The organism is Aeribacillus sp. SP014 (genome assembly GCF_054055575.1).
This window is the reverse complement of record NZ_JBSRXI010000001.1, coordinates 1,859,048-1,877,138: the sequence shown is the minus strand read 5'-3', so window position 1 is coordinate 1,877,138 and position 18,091 is coordinate 1,859,048. Positions and strand designations below refer to the sequence as shown.

Here is an 18,091-nt window from a genome sequence, read left to right as displayed (position 1 = left end):
CCTCACTCAAAAACGGTTTCTGCAATGTTCATGATCGCTCTTTTTTCCAGCTCATCATCCAATTTTGCTGCAATGGCCCGTTCAATCGCTCTTAAAGGGGGCAAATAAACCGACAAATCGCAGGCATCGATCAAAGCCCGGATGGAAGCTGCTTCTTCCGAAACCTTCCCGATTTTTACTTGTGTAATAATGTCGCTGGATAATGTGAGAAACTTTTCTATCAGCTTTTCATCTTTTAAAGAAGACTGCTCAGTGAGCACTTGTTTTAACTTTTCATTTTGTACATATGGAACATCAATCACGACGAATCGGTTTTTCAACGCTTCGTTTAACGGAACCGTCCCTACATACCCTTCGTTAATAGCTGCGATGACACCAAATCCCTCTTTCGCCGCCACAACCTCTTGTGTAAATGGATTCGTGATCCGCCTCCGGTAATCTAGCACCCCATTTAAAATTGGCAATGTCTCAGGTTTCGCCATATTGATTTCATCTATATATAAAAAATGCCCTTTTTTCATCGCCTGAATAACAGGTCCTTCGACAAACTCAATGGCTGTTTGATTGCTGGAATTGACAATCGTTTTATATCCAAGCAATGCTTCGGCATCAAGATCAACTGAACAGTTAATGCTGTGCATCGGCTGAGAAAAAAATGATGACAGCGTTTCAGCAAGTTTCGTTTTCCCAGCACCGGTCGGTCCTTTTAACAAAACATTTTTTCCAAGGGCCAATGCCACCAGCGCATCATACAAAATGACTGGATCGTCAGACAAAAAACCGCCTTGTCCAATTAATCTTTGATCTTGATCAGAATGCACCCGCTTTTTGCGAGATTCAATTACATTTATTATTTCTTTTGGCAAATGAAGCTCTAAAGACATCATAAAAATTTCCTTTCTAATCATCACGTTCTTTTTTATATTGTTTCACTACATAACTATATCATATCCTTTTTTAACACATTAATTTTTAAGATTCTTTTGAATTTAAAATATTGTAATTTTTACAGACAGCACAAACCATAGACGTGGTTTGTACTACTGGGATTGTCCAGAAAGTCAAAATCCATCAAATCATAAGCATGAATATATCAACGTTTTAAAAAAAGTTAAAGGGGCGTCTATAAGCCCAAAAATCGACTTATTAGACAGCCCCCTATAAATCAATAAATTATATAGAAATTTATTTATATTGAACTCAACTTTCGCATACCAGTAGCTTAGTTAAAATTATATATATAGATCTTGTAATTCAAATGTATCATTTAACATTTTGGCAACATTAAGAAAAGACACCTATTTTCAGACCGTCGAAAAACGGTCCAAGCTACATATCCATACAGATGTTAACATGTCAAGTTACATCTATATAGGGAGGAATGGATTCAATCCAATCGTTTTCTATCTTACCAAATGAAAGACGCCTTTCCGCCATTCCCCCATCTCTGAATGTTGGGAGCTCTGAACAGACAATCTTAATTATCGGAATAAAAAGAACAAATCATTTGATGGAAAAGTTGAAGCTTTCCCTTTAACTGATGAATGCCGCTCCGTATCAAGAAAGAGCGGCTTTTCTGATTGGACCATCATTCGTTTACACTTGTCCTGCACCATACGAGCGTTTTCGTCGTTGTGATGGCATACAAAATCCATTGAACACCGAGCGTGCAGATTTTGGATACTAATGCGTCTTTTCAAGCGGCTTTTTAGTCTAATTCACATTCATCGAGAGGAACGACCTTTGTCTTTTTCACGATTTTATAGCCAAACCAAACTGCTAAAAACAATGGCAATCCAATGTAAGAAACGAGAATACCGTACCAGTCGATTGATTCTCCCATAAAGGCCCTGTAGTTCTGTCCCAAAATGACGACCGCGCAAAGTACCAGAGCAAACAGCGGTCCGAATGGAAACCATTTTGCTTTGTAAGGAAGATCACGGAGATCTCTCCCTTGCGCAACATACGCTTTGCGGAAACGATAGTGACTGATTGCAATGCCAAGCCATGCAATGAACCCCGACATACCAGAAGCATTTAATAACCATACATAGACGATCCCATCCCCAAAAAACGAAGCCAAGAAAGCAAGTGTTCCTAATGAAGCAGTAACCAGTAATGCATTAACAGGGACTCCCCGGCGATTCAACTTAGCCAGAAATTTTGGCGCTTTCCCCTCTTTTGCTAGCCCCCAAAGCATCCGAGTAGACGCATACATACCAGAGTTTCCAGCTGATAAAACCGCTGTTAAAATGACAGCATTCATAACGGATGCAGCGAACGCAATGCCAGCTTTGTCAAAAACGAGAGTAAACGGGCTGACCGTAACATCGCTATTCGCTAGATTTTCATTCGTATATGGAATAAGAAGTCCGATTGCTAAAATAGCCAATATATAAAATAGCAAAATGCGCCAAAATACTTGCCGAATGGCGCGAGGAATGTTACGTTTCGGATCCTCGCTTTCACCTGCTGCAACTCCAAGCAGCTCTGTTCCTTGGAAAGAAAAACCCGCCGCCATAAAAATGCCGAGAGTCGCCATGAAACCACCATGGAATGGAGCGTCGCCGATGGTGAAGTTTTTAAATCCAACCGCTTCACCACCCATAATACCTACAATTATTAAAAAGCTGACAATAAGAAAAATAATGACTGTTACTACTTTAATGAGCGAAAACCAATATTCTGCTTCGCCAAATCCTTTTACGGATAAATAATTAAGCAGAAACATAACCACTAAGCATAAAGCGCTCCATAAAAGTGAAGGACTATCAGGAAACCAAAATTTCATAATTATAGTCACAGCAGAGAGCTCTGCGGCAATCGTAATGGCCCAGTTGTACCAGTAATTCCATCCTAGAGCAAATCCGAGCGCAGGATCGACAAACTTAGTTGCATACGTACTAAACGTTCCAGTAACTGGCATATAAGCTGCCATTTCTGCAAGACTGGTCATCAAAAAATACACCATTATACCAATTGCAATATACGCTACCAGCGCTCCGCCCGGCCCAGCAGTATGAATTGCTCCACCGCTGGCTAAAAACAATCCAGTGCCAATCGTCCCACCAAGAGAAATCATCGTTAAATGCCTTGTTTTTAGCTTGCGTCGAAGCTGGTTAGGCGAAGAATGGGCGGTCGTAGCTGTTTCCTTCTTTTTAATAACGCTTTCCATTGTTTTCATCGCTCCTTTTTTCTTTGTCATGGAAAGGAGCCGGGTGATAATCGAGTAGGAGTGGGTGACTAACCCCCGACCTCTCACACCACCGTACGTACCGTTCAGTATACGGCGGTTCAATTAAGATGACGCAGAAATTGATATCTTTCGAATAGACTTCTTAACCCTTGTCGACTCCAGTAGGAGTTGTCGAGGGTTTTGTGTAGAATGGGACTGCAGGCAATCCGACAGTATTTCTTGCGTATTACCCCACTCGAATGGCTTATGCGTTGGAACACTTAATCCTCTGAGTTTCCGAATTCTTGTTTTCGGCGTTTTCCACTCTTTCCATAAACACATTCGAAGTCTTCGCCTGATCCATTCGCCAAATTCTTTGAACTTACTTGGCGTACCTGACAAGGCAAAATAGCCGCACCATCCTCTTGCGTTAAGCTAACTGCTCTTCTGCCTTTGCAGCTCGGGACTTTCACCCTAGAGATTACACCCATGCTGGGCGCACCAAAAAAGCCGCCGAAGGTGATTCGGCGGCAATACAAACATTACCCGTATCAACCCTTCCGTGAAGATAGCGCTCCACGGCTGCTTTTCTTCAGGCAAACCGTGACAGTGCTGCCCCTGTTCGGTGGCAACCCCAGTCCGCACATCCAGAGAAATGTGCGAACTTCGGCGGCTTTCCCTTTCCAGCGAAGTCTTCAATGTTCTCTGCATCTCGTTCGCAGTACTCATAAAAGCCGCAACCTCTACCTCATCGGGTGAATGAGGATGCTATTTATTTAATTCCATAATGATTATAAAACAATTTTTGTGCAAAAACAATATCTATTTGCACCTCGATTGAGACAAGATTTTTTCGTATAGGATTTTTTAAAATCCAACCATTGCTTTCAAAAGATGATCAATCGGTCTACCAGATGATTGTTGTAGATAGAAGACATGGTTTCTCGTGATGACTTCGATCTTTTGTTTAGAAATGATTTTAAATATGGTTCTTACGAAATTTTTTATGAAAACGAGTAAGGGTTGAAAACAAGTTTATATTTGTTATTTCGCAATAGTTATCACAATCGATAAAGTACCTGTTTCTCTAACAAAAATAATCCAGTCGTCCGCAAGTCACTCGTTTTATTATTTGTAAGCGATTGATTTGACCCTCAAGCAGACCGATGTTTTAGGGGAAGTAAAGCATTCTTTACAGCTTGGATATCACTTCTCAGCCTAAAAGCATAATAATAAAATGGTGTCGGGATCATTTCACCCTCCCTCTATAAACTTTAATTTTCTTCAAAATTCTCACGTTTTCTTTAAATTTCACTAACTTCCAATAGCTTCTTCACCTCATGTTAGTAGATATTAATTGAATATATTTACATGGTAGAGTCCGTCCCACCGAACAGATTTACAATATCTGTAATATCCTGTATGACCGTACTCCTAATCAATACCTATAGCACCTCCTTCAGATCAACAGAGTATGCCTTATTTTCTAAAATTATTCCATGTCATTTGCTGAATTCGTTGCAAAATATAAATTTTTATATACAATTGTATTTCTTGTCAATAATGTCGGAAAATTTTTAACAACCCTAAATTTCATACATATACACAATCTCCAGTAAGATGGATGTATCGGCAAATTAGACGATTCTATCATTCTTCCGATTAAAAAAGCAATCAGCCAACAAACGGCTGATTGCTTCATGTTTCTCATTCTCGCAAAATATAATTTTAAAAATAAGATCTGGCTCCTAAATATCGATCGTTCCAATATTTTTGGTTTAAATTCGATATTTGCACGCCACTTGATCCGGCATGAATGAAATCTCCATTTCCAAGATAGATTCCCATATGGGAAGGACCTTCTTTATATGTTGAAAAATATACAAAATCTCCGACATCTGGTGAACTTACTGGTTTCATCATGTTCCAATAACCGGCTGTACTTAACCGAGAAACGGATGTCACTTTGTTTAATACATAGTAAACAAATCCGCTGCAGTCAAAACCAGATGGCGTATTTCCGCCCCATCTGTACGGAACTCCAACTAATTTTTTGGCTTCTTGAATCATAACTAAAACTTTGCCGTTTTGAGTAGATGAATCAGAATTCGTTTTTGTACCGGAATTCACTTGACGTGCACTATCAGCTGAAGAGCCTGACAGCTTCAATACTTGGCCGGGATAAATAACGTCAGATGAAAGGTTATTCGCAGCTTTTAATTGATTGACGGTTAATTTAAATTTTACAGCAATTTTCCATAGAGAGTCGCCTTTTTGGACAGTATATGTATTTTGTGAACTTGCTTTATTTGAAGTTTGTGAGGTTTGTTTGGGCGCCTGCACCTGTTCTTTGGCGCTAACCTTTTCGCTAGATACAGTTTGGCTGGATCCAGATAGTTTTAACACTTGGCCAGGATAAATTAAATCGCTGGTTAATCCGTTCAGCCTTTTTAATTCGCTGACAGACGTTCCGTTGTTTTTGGCAATGCCCCATAACGTATCACCTTTTTTCACTGTGTATGTCGAACCAGTTTGTTTAGGAGCCGCCTCTGTTTTATTATTAGCAGTTACTTTCGCTTTCGGAGAAGACGATGCTTCTGAAGGAATATTTAAAACCTGACCTATGTATATTGTATCGCTTGTAAGTCTATTTGCTTCTTTTAACTTTACAACAGTAGTATTATATCTTTGCGAGATTCCCCAAAGAGTATCCCCGGCTTCTACTCGAATCGTTTCAGCGGAGGCGACTCCTGCGAAAACCGAAGATCCAAGAACCGCGGATGTCGTTAATCCCAACACTTTTTTCTTCATACAGCCTTTCCTCCTCATATGAGACATCCTATGTTCGTTTATCGTACAATAAAATTTCTTACTTATTATATCGACAACTTTCTTCATATTTTACTATATTATAAGATAAAATTCATCATTTTTTCAAAAAAGAGGATGATAGACCTGTATTGTAAATATTTTCAAAGCAGCCTATTCGATCGTTTATTTTTCATCATCAAATGGGTAAATCCAGAACGTTTCTTTATGAAAAAATTGTTGAAATTGAGGGAGGTCTTTTCCTCCTTCTTCTATTTTTTCTACGATTGAATAGGTTTGCGATCGATGAGCCTTCAATGCCTGTATTTTTATATCTGCAACTTCAGATATATCGATTTCTACATCCGGCTCGCCTATATGTTCAAATCGATCGTTTGAAAAAGCTATGCAATAAACGGTTGGACGCTCCTCCCTTTTCAAGCGTTTCACCGCACGAATAACCGCCTCGCCGCAAGCGTTGTGATCTGGATGAACAGCATAACCGGGATAAAACGTGACAAGAAGGGTCGGTTTGACTTCCCGGATGATCTGTTCAAAATGGTCTGCCAATTTTTCTTCATCTTCAAATTCCAATGTTTTATCCCGATAGCCGAGCATTCGTAAATCGTTTATATTTAAAATTTTTGCGACCTGCTCCAATTCTTTTTTTCGAATATCTTTTAATGTCTCCCTATTGGCGATTAAAGGCTTTCCCATGCTGCGGCCCATTTCGCCTAAAGTGCAGCAAGCATACGTGACAGGTACGTTTGCTTTCCGTTTTAAAGCGATCAGTCCTGCTGCTCCGAACGATTCATCGTCGGGATGAGGCAGGATCACTAATAACCTCTCTTCCATTTATTCCTCTCTCCTTTTTAAGAAAATGGAGTTTCACTAATTTGTAATGCAATGGCAAGCTTTCCATCTCGATCGTGGCCGGCCATGAGCAGGCGATTTTGTTCATCAACGGTATAATCGGTAAGACCTTCAGCATACACCCAGCCTTCCTCTGTTTTTAATCCGACACGGTATGGTCCTGTTCCTTTTATTTTACCTTGTGAAAATGTAATTTTTGCATTTCGGACAAACGCGACAATAGTCATGCTGTTTTGATTGTGGTGTGAAGTATAAGCACCGGTTGTCGTTTCAAGATGAATATACACCTCTTTATGTAAAAAAGAATCAATGATTTTTTGAACCCTTATCGGATCAATCGGTTTCAAAGCTTCCACCTTCTTTATTTTGTTAAGATTTTCTCATACATCTCCATATGCTTGCTGATTAATTCAAGCTTCTCTTCCGGTGAAATGTCGGCTGCTATAATGCGTTTCAGCGCATCTAGTAATTTTTTATCTGGACTTTTTCTTACTCTAGGGTGAGTCATTTCATCGAGGAGTTCTTTTTTAATCGCCTCTTCCAACGTTTTTTTCTCATCTGACCCTACTGAAAGAGTTCGGTTTGACCAAAGTTTTCTGTATGCATGAAGAAGTTCGTTATCATTCACATTTATTCACCTCGAGGAACCTGCTTGCATGAGGTTACTTTGAGAGTCTAGTCTTCCATATCGTTTTGAAAGAAGGTTCACTCATTGTAAAAATGATGATGCCTGTCCAAATGCAAACAAAGGTGATCAATTCTACAACAGTAAACGGCTCGTGGTAAAGAAAAACGCCGAGAAAAAAAGTGATCGTTGGCGCAATATATTGCAAGACTCCGAGAAAATACATCGGAATTTTAGGCGTACCTTTCGCAAACAGCAATAAAGGGATCGCCGTAATGACGCCTGTTCCCATTAGAAGAAAGTTGGTCGATGCATCCCATTCAAAAAAAACACTGCTTCCTAACGATTCTAAGTATAGCACATAAATGATTCCAATTGGAAACACAACAAACGTTTCAAGCGCCAGACCAAAAGCAGAATCTAATTTTATCACTTTTTTAGCCAGTCCATAAAACCCGAATGTACTCGCAAGAATAAGCGATGTCCACGGGACATGGCCATAATGGACAGTTGATATGAGCACTCCGAAAGCCGCAAACAAAAACGCGGTCTGCTGCCCTTTGTTTAATTTTTCATGCAAAAAGATCATTCCTAATAGTACGCTCACCAATGGATTTATGTAATAACCAAGACTTGTCTCAAGTACACGGTCATGATTCACCGCCCAAATATAAACAAACCAATTGGCGCTGATTAAGAAGGATGAAAGAGCCAACGTTAACAAAATCTTGGGTGATTTAACGATTTTTGTGCACTCATATAAAAAATCAGCAAATCGTTTTTGGAACAAAAGCAACAGCAACACAAAAACAAAAGACCATATGATTCGATGAGCCAAAATTTCCTCAGATGACACATGGTCTAATACTTTCCAATAAATAGGGAATATCCCCCATAAAATATAAGATAGACTAATATACATGATTCCTGATCTCATGCTAGATCATCTTCCTTCCCATATCACACATTATATTCTGTTTCGATCGCTTTTTCCAAGAAATTGTTTTGAACGATCTTTCCGCAGCAGTCATATATTACAATGTAACAATTAGGGTCGAAGAGGGATGTGTGAGCAATGAATCTTTGGAAAAACATGAATGCCGGACATGTTGAACAATATATTCAGGAAGTAATGAAGCAAGCGTTTGGTTCACACTATACGGAGCAATTCCCATTCACCAGTCCTTTTCCTATTATGAATCATAAAGAAGCTCCTCCTTCACCTGAATTTTATGAGACAGATGAATTTATCTATATTAAACTTCCGATGAATGATGATTTAAAAAAAATGATAAAAATCCAACATAACCAACACCATTTGCATCTTATGAATTATCCGGAAAAAAATCAACAAAAAAAATTTGTATTTCCTGCACCTGTGAAAAGAAAAGGGACAAAAGCCGTTTTTTCTGACGGAATTCTTGAAATTAAATTCGTGAAATTAAAAGATCATCATTATACGGAAATTGATCTTTTCCCATCTGAGTAAAATGAGGCCGGTTTTGTTAACCAGCCTCCACTCATCCAATTTTCGTATGGATAAACTCCGCACTGCCAAAAGGGATCTTCAACATATTCCTGAAACTGAAGATGAAATGCAGACAAATCCGATTCCGCATTTTACTTTAATCCCTTTTCTTAACACCAATTCAAAAATATCGAAGCGAACGTTCGCCGCATTATATGAAAGCTCAACAAAAATGAAATGAAAATGGCAGAACGATAGGGAGGTCTATGATTATTAAATTTTTTAAAATGAAATGAAAAGTGGAGAAGGTAGGCAAGAATTTAAAAGCAAAATATTTGTCACTTGCCCTTTTTTATTTGCGATCACTTTACATATATTTGGATGCCTTAGTTGTATTAGCAATCATTCCCTCTTGCTTTATCGTATAGAAAAAATCAGTTAAGTAAAGCTTTTGCAACAGGACTTTCCTTAAATAAAGTCCTTTCAATGTCAACAATATGCTTGAACAAATCTGAAAATAAAGAAGGCGGCCGGAAGACCAAGCCGCTGCTGTCAATTTTATTCCATCTTCGATTTCAATACTTCAATTGCTTTTTTCATTTGGGTATCATTTTTTTCAATTTTTTCTCTTACTAAATCCATCAGTTTGATTGTCGTATCTTGTGAGATTTTCCCCGTTTGTTTTAATTGATGGTCTCTTTGGAAAGCAACAACAGTATTTTTTAATGCTTTATCAAAATATCCGTCCACATCTGTTTTATAGCCTAAAGCTTGAAGCATTTTCTCAGCTGTTTTCACTTCTGTTGAAACGTCGCCTTCCTGCAACGTTTTTTCCGGATTTAAATATGGTAAATGAGCATATTCAGGCAAAGTCACTTTATATTGAGGTTCTATTCCTTTTTCGTGAATCCATTTGCCTGAAGGTGTCAGCCATTTGGCAATCGTATATTTCATCGACGAACCGTCTTCAAACGTTTTAGCGCTTTGAACGGTTCCTTTTCCGAACGTTTTTTCTCCTACAATCGGAATTCCCTCCGATTCGTTCAAAGCCGCGGCCATAATTTCGGCTGCGCTGGCTGTTCCATTATCTGTGATGACCACGACCGGAACATCAACGATTGGTTGATTTTCCGCTTTATAAATATCCTTTGATCCGTCTTTTGCTTCAACTTGCAAAATCTTTTTGCCTTTGTCTACAAACATATTTGACATCGTTATGGCTTGGTCCATCAATCCCCCAGGATTTTGTCTTAAATCGAGGACAATTCCTTTTACGTTTTTCTCCTTCAGCTCTGTCAATGCATCTGCCAATTCTTTTCCCGTGTTCTCGGAAAATTTTGTGATTTGTATTTTTCCAATTTTATTTTCTACTACTTCACTATAAACTGTTTCAATCGGAATCGTATCTCTTGTAATCGTAAAGGTCAGCGTGCCGACGCCATCCCGTTCAATTTCAAGGCTTACTTTCGTTCCTTTTTCGCCACGAATAAGAGATACCGCTTCATTCACAGACATTCCTTCAACACTTTTATTGTCAACTTTTAAAATTTTATCTCTCGGCTTCAACCCTGCTTTCTCGGCGGGCGAGCCTTTTATCGGTGAGACGATCATGATATAGCCGTTCGTCTCTGTTACTTCTGCACCGATTCCTTCAAAGCTTGAAGATATATTTTCTTCAAATCCTTCTGATTCTTTCAAATCCATATATGACGTATACGGGTCGTCGAGAGATTCTACCATCCCTTTGACAGCACCTTCTACCAATTTTTCATCATCTATTTTTTTATAATATTCTTGCTTTAACGTATCATATGCTGAATAAAGCTTCTCAAAACTATCATTTTCTTTTTCAGATGCTGACGTAAAGTTGAGTAATGTGAGCGTAAAACCGCAAGTTATTATGACCGTCAGTACAATAGCGATGAAAAAATTTCGTTTTTTAATATACAACACAACTCCCCCTTTAATCCACCCATTTCATTATGTCCGACAATTACAATATCGTCAAACGGTCTATGTGTTTCTGTCGGCAAAGAAATGACAAGTCAAAACGTTAAATCAACGCTCTTTCATCCTTCATCTCTTGTTTATGAAAAAATCAATCCCGCATCAGCGGGAGAGCTTCGGTTAAATTTTCTTTACTTTTTGGAAATATTCTTCAAGTGTTAAATTATTTTCATATATGACTTTTGCAGCTTTCTTTCCAACGTAGCGAATATGCCAAGGCTCATACTTATATTTTGTGATCGCTTCTTTCCCTTTCGGATAGCGGATAATATAGCCAAATTTATGGGCGTTTTGTTGAAGCCATTTTCCTTCCTTCGTTTCCCCAAATTTTTCAGTAATTTGAAAATCTACACTTTCACTCGTCACATCAATAGATAACCCTGTCTGATGCTCACTTTGACCAGGCTTTGCTACTGCTTGAACTGCTTTTTGCTCCCCTTTTTGTTTTTTTTCTGCTTCAAACAGCTCAACCTGCCGCTCGTACGAACGAAAGCCTGAGGCTCCGAAAAGAATCACGCCGTCTTTTTTCGCAGCTGCAAAAAGCTGTTCAAGTGCCGCAGCTGCTTCCTTGCGCAAATAACGCTTCGGAACATCCGCGTCCCCGAATGAAAACTGTATGTTTGGCACTGTCAAATCATTTGGTTTATAGTCGACAGGAAGGAAAAAATCTTTATTGACAAGAACTAAAATATTGTCAGGATTTTGAATAACGGGTTGACCGTTAACCGTTTGTACGACATTAAAATATTGCTCCTCAAGCAAAAATTCCGGATCAATTTGTTCTGTTTGGACGGTTTTTTCCGTAGTTTGGACGAGTTCTTTGTTTTCTACTGTTTTTGCTTGCGGTTCATTCTCTTCAACATAGTCGCTTCCATGAAAAAAGGGAAGCTTATCAAATGGCATTGAGCATCCGGCAAGCATCAAAGCTGCAAGAATCGTGACTGCGATGATTTTATGCATAAAAATTCCCACCTTGTATAATCTCTCACTCCTATTTTAACACTTGTCCAAACAGAAGAAAAACGGTTCTTACATTATAACTTATCATAACGTTCAATAAAAGAAAGGAGCAGATGACGATCTTTCAAAAACTAAAACAAGAGAGTGAATGTAATAAATGGAGCTAAGCCGTTTCCTTCAATTTTTATGAACATGTTTTAAAAAATAAAAAGCGGCATGACTCCGCACATGCCGTTTTATTCCTGTATAGCAGCTTCAAGAGCGATTTCAACCATTTCGTTAAAGGTCGATTCCCTTTCGGCAGCAGATGTTTCTTCCCCAGTCAGGACATGGTCGCTGACCGTTAAAACAGATAATGCTCTTCTGCCGAATTTCGCAGCAAGTGTATAAAGAGCAGCCGTTTCCATTTCAATTGCCAAAATTCCGTATTCAGCCCATTTTTCGTGCTCCGCTTGATCATTATAGAATAAATCCGTCGTGAACACGCTTCCGACTTTGACGTCGATTCCTTTTGATACTGCAGCATCATAAGCTTTTTTCAACAAATCAAAATTAGCGGTAGGCGCATAATCAACAGAGCCAAACGTTATGCGGTTCATTTGGGAATTCGTTGATGCGCTCATAGCTAAAATGCAGTCTCTGATGCGGACGTCTTTTTGAATGGAACCGCAGGAGCCAACGCGAATAAGCGTTTGCACATCGTACTCTTGCATGAGTTCATGAATGTAAATCGAAATCGATGGAACCCCCATTCCTGTTCCTTGGACAGAGATGCGCTTTCCTTTGTAAGTTCCGGTAAAACCGTACATTCCTCGAACTTTGTTGTAGCATACAGCATTTTCCAAAAAGGTTTCCGCAATATATTTGGCCCGAAGGGGATCACCGGGAAGCAATATTTTGTCAGCAATCTCGTCTTTTTTCGCACCAATATGAATGCTCATGTTATCAAGCCCCTTCATTTAAAATAATTGAAGTAATATTATCATAACATAGCAGATTTTTCATGAGAATCCGTGCAGCATATTTTGCATCCTCCAATCACCGGACGTGAATGCGGTGAATTTTTTCCCACCCGCCGGTCACTAATTTATAATACTTTGTTCCATTTTTTCCTTCATCAATAAAAACAATGTCTCCTGTCCAAATATAACGTCCGTTATAATCCGGAGGGATCGCTTCCGAAATATTAAATTTCCGAAAAATTTTTTTGAGCACTTCCTGATGATTTTTTGCACGGACAGTTAAGCGGTATACGGGTCGATACCCTTTTTTCTCCCCGATGTTTGGTGTTTGAAAGATCGTCACATCATAATCGGTCGATGGATTAGACAATTTAAGAAGATTCAGTGCCAACCTTGTCCCCTCCAAATACAATTTTCCAAACTTATTTGCTGTCAATGGAGGGAATTCCTGCTGCGAATGTCAACTACTTTTGTCGAACCTTTTCTGATATTGTCAAGATAAACATAAGCCAGCATAATCCAACCGCAAATCCCGCCAAAACATCTGTTAAATAGTGAACTCCCAAATAAATTCTGCTTAATCCAATCAACAGACATAAAATACTGGAAACGGCAAAAACGACCCGCTTTCCTTTTTTTATGCGGGTGCTGATTAAATAAGCGATCAAACCGTAGACAGCTGTTGAATTCATCGTATGACCGCTTGGAAAACTGTAGCCGGAAATATCGGTCAGTCGATCAAAATCAGGGCGCTCTCTTTTCACCATTTCTTTTATCATTTCATTCATCCAACGAACGCCGTATAAATTTATGTAAAGAATAATAAACGTGATCCATTTTTTTCGAAATATATAATAAATACTTATGAAAATAGTGACAGGGAGAAGAATATGATATGAACCAATTTCTGTGAAAAAGAACATAATGGAAGTGAATGGATCATTTCGAACCCCTTCGATTGATTGAACAATTGTATCGTCAACATGGCGAACTGTCTCATTTTTAATCGCAAAGGAACTCGTTATCAAATAAAAAAGCAGGATGAAAAATATATATGTTTTATTCATCTAAGGCAGCGAAGATATGCCACTTTTTAGCGAAAGTGGGAAAGGTAATCGCTTTTTCCTCCCTTCGTTTCGTTGTATTTCTTAGTATAGTAAAAAATAGGAAAAACGCAAATCGTTTAAAACGTCTTATTCTTTTTATCGCTGATATTCGAAACAATTTTTGCTGAAACCTATGATAGAATGATAGTTGGGGAGGTGGCGGAAAACAGTGGATAAAAAAATACATCCATTCATACTATTAAATCTGTTGATCAATTCGATCGTGTTGGGGATGTTTGCTTATGACAAATACAGCGAACATAATATAAGTTATAGCATCACTTTTACAGTCTTATGTATATTTTTTGTTTTCTTAACTATTTATGGGTTCATGAAAAATAGTAAAATTAACCGAGCAAAGCAATAAAAGAATGATGCTTCTTTTTGATGTTAAATAGTAGTGATGGCCGCCTTTTAATAAGGTGGAGGAGAATTTCCTTTGCGTGCTGCTGGTATTTTCTTATTCAAGTTAAGAAGTTTACTTAATTACGTTCGTTGCCGCGCATTGATAAATCCGTTCATTCATCTTTTCAAGAGAGTGTGTGAACTGGATACTTTCCTTCCGTCTTTATATATAGAGAGAGCTTTGATTTTTAAGTCCTTCATCGCCATAAATTTTTGATAGCTGGCTTCTATTTCTGAGCAGCAAAAGCAGAGGGGTGACGATATGTGCTGTCCAACACCCCTTCCATTTTCGCAGCCTTAATGTGCCCTCTTCCTCCCATTTTGGGTTGGTCCGATTTTATCGAATTTAGCTAGTTAAAAATGCCGCGTAATTTGACTGCACAGCTACTTTGACAGCTTTTCTAAACGGAATAGTCTTCTCCGTTGTCGCTAATATGAGAGCTTTGTTATACACCGACTTACGCCATAACCGACTGATTCTATTCCCCGTCGGATTTTATGACAACGCCATTTAAATTGGACATGATTGTAAAATTTTCATACAAAAAAACTAGGCTTTCCTTGTTTATCAGCTATATTGGCGAATGATATTGATAAGCTTGCTATCAAGATTCGGCACGTCCTGCCTGCTTACACGAACTCGAACGTAGCTTTCATCCAAATCTAGCGCTTCGGCGAGAAACCCGGAAAGTCCTCTTGCTCTTCGGTCAATTTCCATAATCATTTCAATATCGTGTTCGCCTATCGAATAGAAAACAATTTCAAGCTCCTTTAAACGGCCTCTAAATGGACCGGAAGTCGGATAAAATTCAAACTCTTGAATGAACGGTAGCCTTTTTCTTAAACGATATGGCGCTGCTTCATTTTCAACTTGAAGGAGCTTAAATCCGATTCGGTTTATACTGTTTAATACTTCCTTCATTAAGCCACCGGGAACAACGTCGATATAGTCCGTATCTTTCGGATCGATCGCTCCTTTAATATCCAATCCGGTATGAATCCATACTTTGGATGCTCCGATAGTAATTGGAGTATCAAGCGGAAGCTGAAATGAAAACGGAATTTCTTTCGTTTCATTCGGCAGTATGACGAAAGGTTTATTGATTTGTATTTTAGCGATTTCTGCTTGCCTCTTCTCTCTACGATCATCTACTTCTTTTATATAATGCGTAAGAACGGACAAGTAAATTTCGTCAATTTTTTGTTCAACGTTTCCTCCATTAATGACAACAATGCCTTTCACCTCTTCGCCGGGATAGAACGTTGAGGAGGTAAGCTTCGTATCTACTTTTGCCGCTCCAATCCCAATGCCCGCGAAAATTTTATTAAATAGAGACATTTATTCTCCCCCTATTTCGGAATTTTTCTGAATATCCTCTAGAATCTCCTCTGCTGATCTGTATGAACCATCCATTCCAAACAGCTTTTTTATAATATTCTTTGATTCTACGGAAATATCTAGCTCCTCTTCCCAACTTTTTTCTTTTTTTCCCTTTTGATCAAATGATGAATAAAGCAAAAACAATACGAAATGCCCCAGCGCATAAAAATCCGTCTGAAAGCTAATTTTACGCATCCTTTGCTTTTCCGGCTCCCATTTATGAAAACTCTCCTCTTCTTCATCTGTAATCAAACGGGACAAGCCAAAATCAATGATGGAAATACTGTCGTTGTAAAGAAGAATGTTCGGTATTCTTAAATCACGGTGGACAACGTTTTGATCATGTATATACTGGACAACTTCGAGAATTTTTGTTAAATAATGAAAAGCATCTTTTTCGGAATATTTTTTTCCAAATTGAAAGATTAATTGCTCAAATGTTAGCCCTTCTTTGTATTCCATGACAAGATATTGATGACTACCGTCATTGATTTCAGCGTATAAAGCTGGAACGGCAGGATGACTTAATTTTTGCAATATTTCCCTTTCTTTTTGAAAAGGCCGTTCACCCGTTGTTTTTCTTCGCTTTCGGAGCTGCTTCAAAACGACTTTTTGATGTGTGGACAAATCTTCTACAAGATACGTGATTCCGTAGCTCCCTACTCCTAAAAATTTTTGGACTACGTATCGTTCGATAACAGATCCTGGTTTATGCAGCCGCTCACCCCAAAGCGGAAACGGCTTCCAAAACTTTTTCCATACTTCCATCATCAGCTGCTATACGAACCGGAAAAGAATCCAAACCCAGAGCGATGTTTTCTTTTATAATAATGATGGCCGTAAGAAGTTGGATCATGTTTGTATTTTGACTTAGGATAATGCTTTTTGTGGTAGTGGCTGCTGCTGGAATAATGGTAAGGGCGATGACCTAAAAACGATTTGATGAATTTTCTCAACATACACCTTTTCCCTCCTTCTTGTATTACTTGTTTTTACGAAAAAAATCTGTATTGGTTTCAGTTTAAAAAATTTTTTGAATAAAAAGATTGGAAGACCTGGTAATCTTCCATTCCTCTATTTCTATTACTTGTCATCCATTGCAGTTTTTTCATTAGAAAATTTTTCAAAAAAAGATCATGGTAAGCGGCTCATTTTTTTCAAATATTGAATGACAACGTCCATCATTTCCTTATATTTTTTATCACCAAATAAATCGTAAAGACCTTTGTAATCATTATACAGATCAAGGAGGGAATCAATGATTTCCTGCTGCATAGGCTTTGTTTTCTTTTCGTTTTTTTGGCTGTTCATCGGAGCAGAAGCATTTTTCTGTGCGCCCATCCCAGCAATATGTTGGATAATATGAATATTTTGCAAATGTTGATCTGCTTCTTTTTTCGAAACGGCCAGCTTTAATTCATCCGCAGATGATTCCATCCATTCCCCGTCGCGCACCCGCACTAATTCATAAATCACTTCCTCCCACGCATCGTCTTTATACCTCCACAATTCCGTCCGGTACCCGACAATTTTGAAAATTTCATCACCGTAGCCTTTCACATAAACAAGATCGCCAATTCCAAACATCAGTTCCACTTCAACCGTTTCTGACTCAAACACAGTCCCATCATATTCTGATAAAAACTGTAATGAATGTTCAAAATATAAAATTTCACTGTAATTGATTTCATATAAAAACTCTTCGTCCATCGTATGGATGTTTGTAATCGTCCCCAAAGTACCGTACAAAGTAATAACGACTTGATCGCCAATATTGAACTTCGGTTTTTTTCTTTTCAGTATGAAGGCACCCCCTTTAATGCCATCACTCTTTCGATTATCACATTATATGCATCATCAACTTGTTTGAGTTGGGCGGACTATTTTGAAGGCTCAGTCAATGTTTTTGTTCAATCAATTGAACATATTTTTCCCAAGCTTCATCAAAAACAGACATGTTTTCCAAATATGATCCATTTAATTCCAAGTAATTGCTGAGTTCATCATAATCAGTTGAATTTTTCGGAAAGCTGTGGTCAAGATAAGCATCGTTTGCAAACTTGCTGATTTTGTCCTTCGGTTTAGGATGTCTGAACGTCATCAAATAATGATAAAAAGAACTCATATTTCCACCTTCCTAAAAAATTTGCTTGTTTCATTATAACGTTTTGATAAATTTTCGAAAATAAAAAAACCGCCTTTTTATGGAGCGGTTTTAAAGAGAAAAAATGCTCTTTCTTCAGCTGCAGCTGGAAAAAGATTTTTTATTGTTTTATAGAATGGACCATATTTATTCTCCACTGATTAAAAAACAACGATCC

General features: G+C 38.3%; 18 protein-coding genes, 1 pseudogene and 1 riboswitch. Of the genes and pseudogenes, 1 reads left to right on the top strand and 18 read right to left on the bottom strand.

Annotated features, from left to right (window positions below; all coding sequences use genetic code 11):
* Positions 1–2 precede the first annotated feature (2 nt).
* The 8 genes and pseudogenes from ACVIJU_RS09220 to rarD all read right to left on the bottom strand — a co-directional run bounded on the left by ACVIJU_RS09220 (position 3) and on the right by rarD (position 8,418).
* Positions 3–908 (bottom strand): ATP-binding protein, encoded by a 906-nt coding sequence (locus ACVIJU_RS09220; RefSeq protein WP_130157580.1) that lies wholly within the window; start codon positions 906–908, stop codon positions 3–5.
* An 800-nt stretch (positions 909–1,708) separates the two neighbouring features.
* Positions 1,709–3,175: an amino acid permease gene (locus ACVIJU_RS09215; protein ID WP_066250317.1), complete on the bottom strand. Its 1,467-nt coding sequence runs from the start codon at positions 3,173–3,175 to the stop codon at positions 1,709–1,711.
* A 119-nt stretch (positions 3,176–3,294) separates the two neighbouring features.
* Positions 3,295–3,598 (bottom strand): annotated as a pseudogene (locus ACVIJU_RS09210) (group II intron maturase-specific domain-containing protein); the annotation flags it as partial.
* A gap of 138 nt (positions 3,599–3,736) precedes the next feature.
* Positions 3,737–3,929: riboswitch (Lysine riboswitch) on the bottom strand.
* Positions 3,930–4,903: 974 nt separating this feature from the next.
* Positions 4,904–5,986, bottom strand: coding sequence for a LysM peptidoglycan-binding domain-containing protein (locus ACVIJU_RS09205; RefSeq protein WP_456687498.1), 1,083 nt, complete (start codon positions 5,984–5,986; stop codon positions 4,904–4,906).
* Positions 5,987–6,169: 183 nt separating this feature from the next.
* Positions 6,170–6,838 (bottom strand): bacillithiol biosynthesis deacetylase BshB2, encoded by a 669-nt coding sequence (gene bshB2 / locus ACVIJU_RS09200; protein WP_063389702.1) that lies wholly within the window; start codon positions 6,836–6,838, stop codon positions 6,170–6,172.
* A 17-nt stretch (positions 6,839–6,855) separates the two neighbouring features.
* Positions 6,856–7,203, bottom strand: a complete 348-nt coding sequence (locus tag ACVIJU_RS09195) for a YojF family protein (RefSeq protein ID WP_063389701.1) — start codon at positions 7,201–7,203, stop codon at positions 6,856–6,858.
* 14 nt (positions 7,204–7,217) lie between these two features.
* On the bottom strand, positions 7,218–7,484 hold the full coding sequence (locus ACVIJU_RS09190) for a hypothetical protein (RefSeq protein WP_063389700.1): 267 nt from the start codon (positions 7,482–7,484) through the stop codon (positions 7,218–7,220).
* A gap of 34 nt (positions 7,485–7,518) precedes the next feature.
* Positions 7,519–8,418, bottom strand: a complete 900-nt coding sequence (gene rarD / locus ACVIJU_RS09185; protein WP_063389699.1) for an EamA family transporter RarD — start codon at positions 8,416–8,418, stop codon at positions 7,519–7,521.
* 138 nt (positions 8,419–8,556) lie between these two features.
* Between rarD and ACVIJU_RS09180 the strand changes: the two genes are divergently transcribed.
* Positions 8,557–8,970: an Hsp20/alpha crystallin family protein gene (locus ACVIJU_RS09180; RefSeq protein WP_063389698.1), complete on the top strand. Its 414-nt coding sequence runs from the start codon at positions 8,557–8,559 to the stop codon at positions 8,968–8,970.
* Between the two features lie 537 nt (positions 8,971–9,507).
* On the opposite strand, the gene ACVIJU_RS09175 is transcribed toward ACVIJU_RS09180, so the two are convergent.
* The 10 genes from ACVIJU_RS09175 to ACVIJU_RS09130 form a co-directional block, all read right to left on the bottom strand.
* The gene (locus ACVIJU_RS09175) at positions 9,508–10,893 is read right to left on the bottom strand and encodes a S41 family peptidase (protein ID WP_456687931.1); all 1,386 of its coding nucleotides are present in this window, start codon (positions 10,891–10,893) and stop codon (positions 9,508–9,510) included.
* A gap of 183 nt (positions 10,894–11,076) precedes the next feature.
* Positions 11,077–11,916, bottom strand: coding sequence for a M15 family metallopeptidase (locus ACVIJU_RS09170; protein WP_456687497.1), 840 nt, complete (start codon positions 11,914–11,916; stop codon positions 11,077–11,079).
* 236 nt (positions 11,917–12,152) lie between these two features.
* On the bottom strand, positions 12,153–12,857 hold the full coding sequence (gene deoD / locus ACVIJU_RS09165) for a purine-nucleoside phosphorylase (protein ID WP_340806494.1): 705 nt from the start codon (positions 12,855–12,857) through the stop codon (positions 12,153–12,155).
* A gap of 97 nt (positions 12,858–12,954) precedes the next feature.
* Positions 12,955–13,263, bottom strand: coding sequence for a YodL domain-containing protein (locus tag ACVIJU_RS09160; RefSeq protein ID WP_082829560.1), 309 nt, complete (start codon positions 13,261–13,263; stop codon positions 12,955–12,957).
* Positions 13,264–13,342: 79 nt separating this feature from the next.
* Entirely contained in the window at positions 13,343–13,945 is a 603-nt protein-coding gene (locus ACVIJU_RS09155; protein WP_063389693.1) for a phosphatase PAP2 family protein, read from the bottom strand.
* A 1,012-nt stretch (positions 13,946–14,957) separates the two neighbouring features.
* The gene (locus ACVIJU_RS09150; protein WP_063389692.1) at positions 14,958–15,728 is read right to left on the bottom strand and encodes a sporulation protein; all 771 of its coding nucleotides are present in this window, start codon (positions 15,726–15,728) and stop codon (positions 14,958–14,960) included.
* Positions 15,729–16,538, bottom strand: coding sequence for a serine/threonine protein kinase (locus ACVIJU_RS09145; protein ID WP_165381931.1), 810 nt, complete (start codon positions 16,536–16,538; stop codon positions 15,729–15,731).
* Positions 16,539–16,540: 2 nt separating this feature from the next.
* Positions 16,541–16,729: a hypothetical protein gene (locus ACVIJU_RS09140; RefSeq protein ID WP_063389690.1), complete on the bottom strand. Its 189-nt coding sequence runs from the start codon at positions 16,727–16,729 to the stop codon at positions 16,541–16,543.
* A gap of 175 nt (positions 16,730–16,904) precedes the next feature.
* Complete coding sequence (locus tag ACVIJU_RS09135) at positions 16,905–17,519, bottom strand: hypothetical protein (protein WP_235600520.1); 615 nt, start codon at positions 17,517–17,519, stop codon at positions 16,905–16,907.
* Between the two features lie 148 nt (positions 17,520–17,667).
* A complete protein-coding gene (locus ACVIJU_RS09130) occupies positions 17,668–17,895 on the bottom strand; it encodes a YozE family protein (protein ID WP_063389688.1) in 228 nt (75 codons plus the stop codon).
* Positions 17,896–18,091 lie beyond the last annotated feature (196 nt).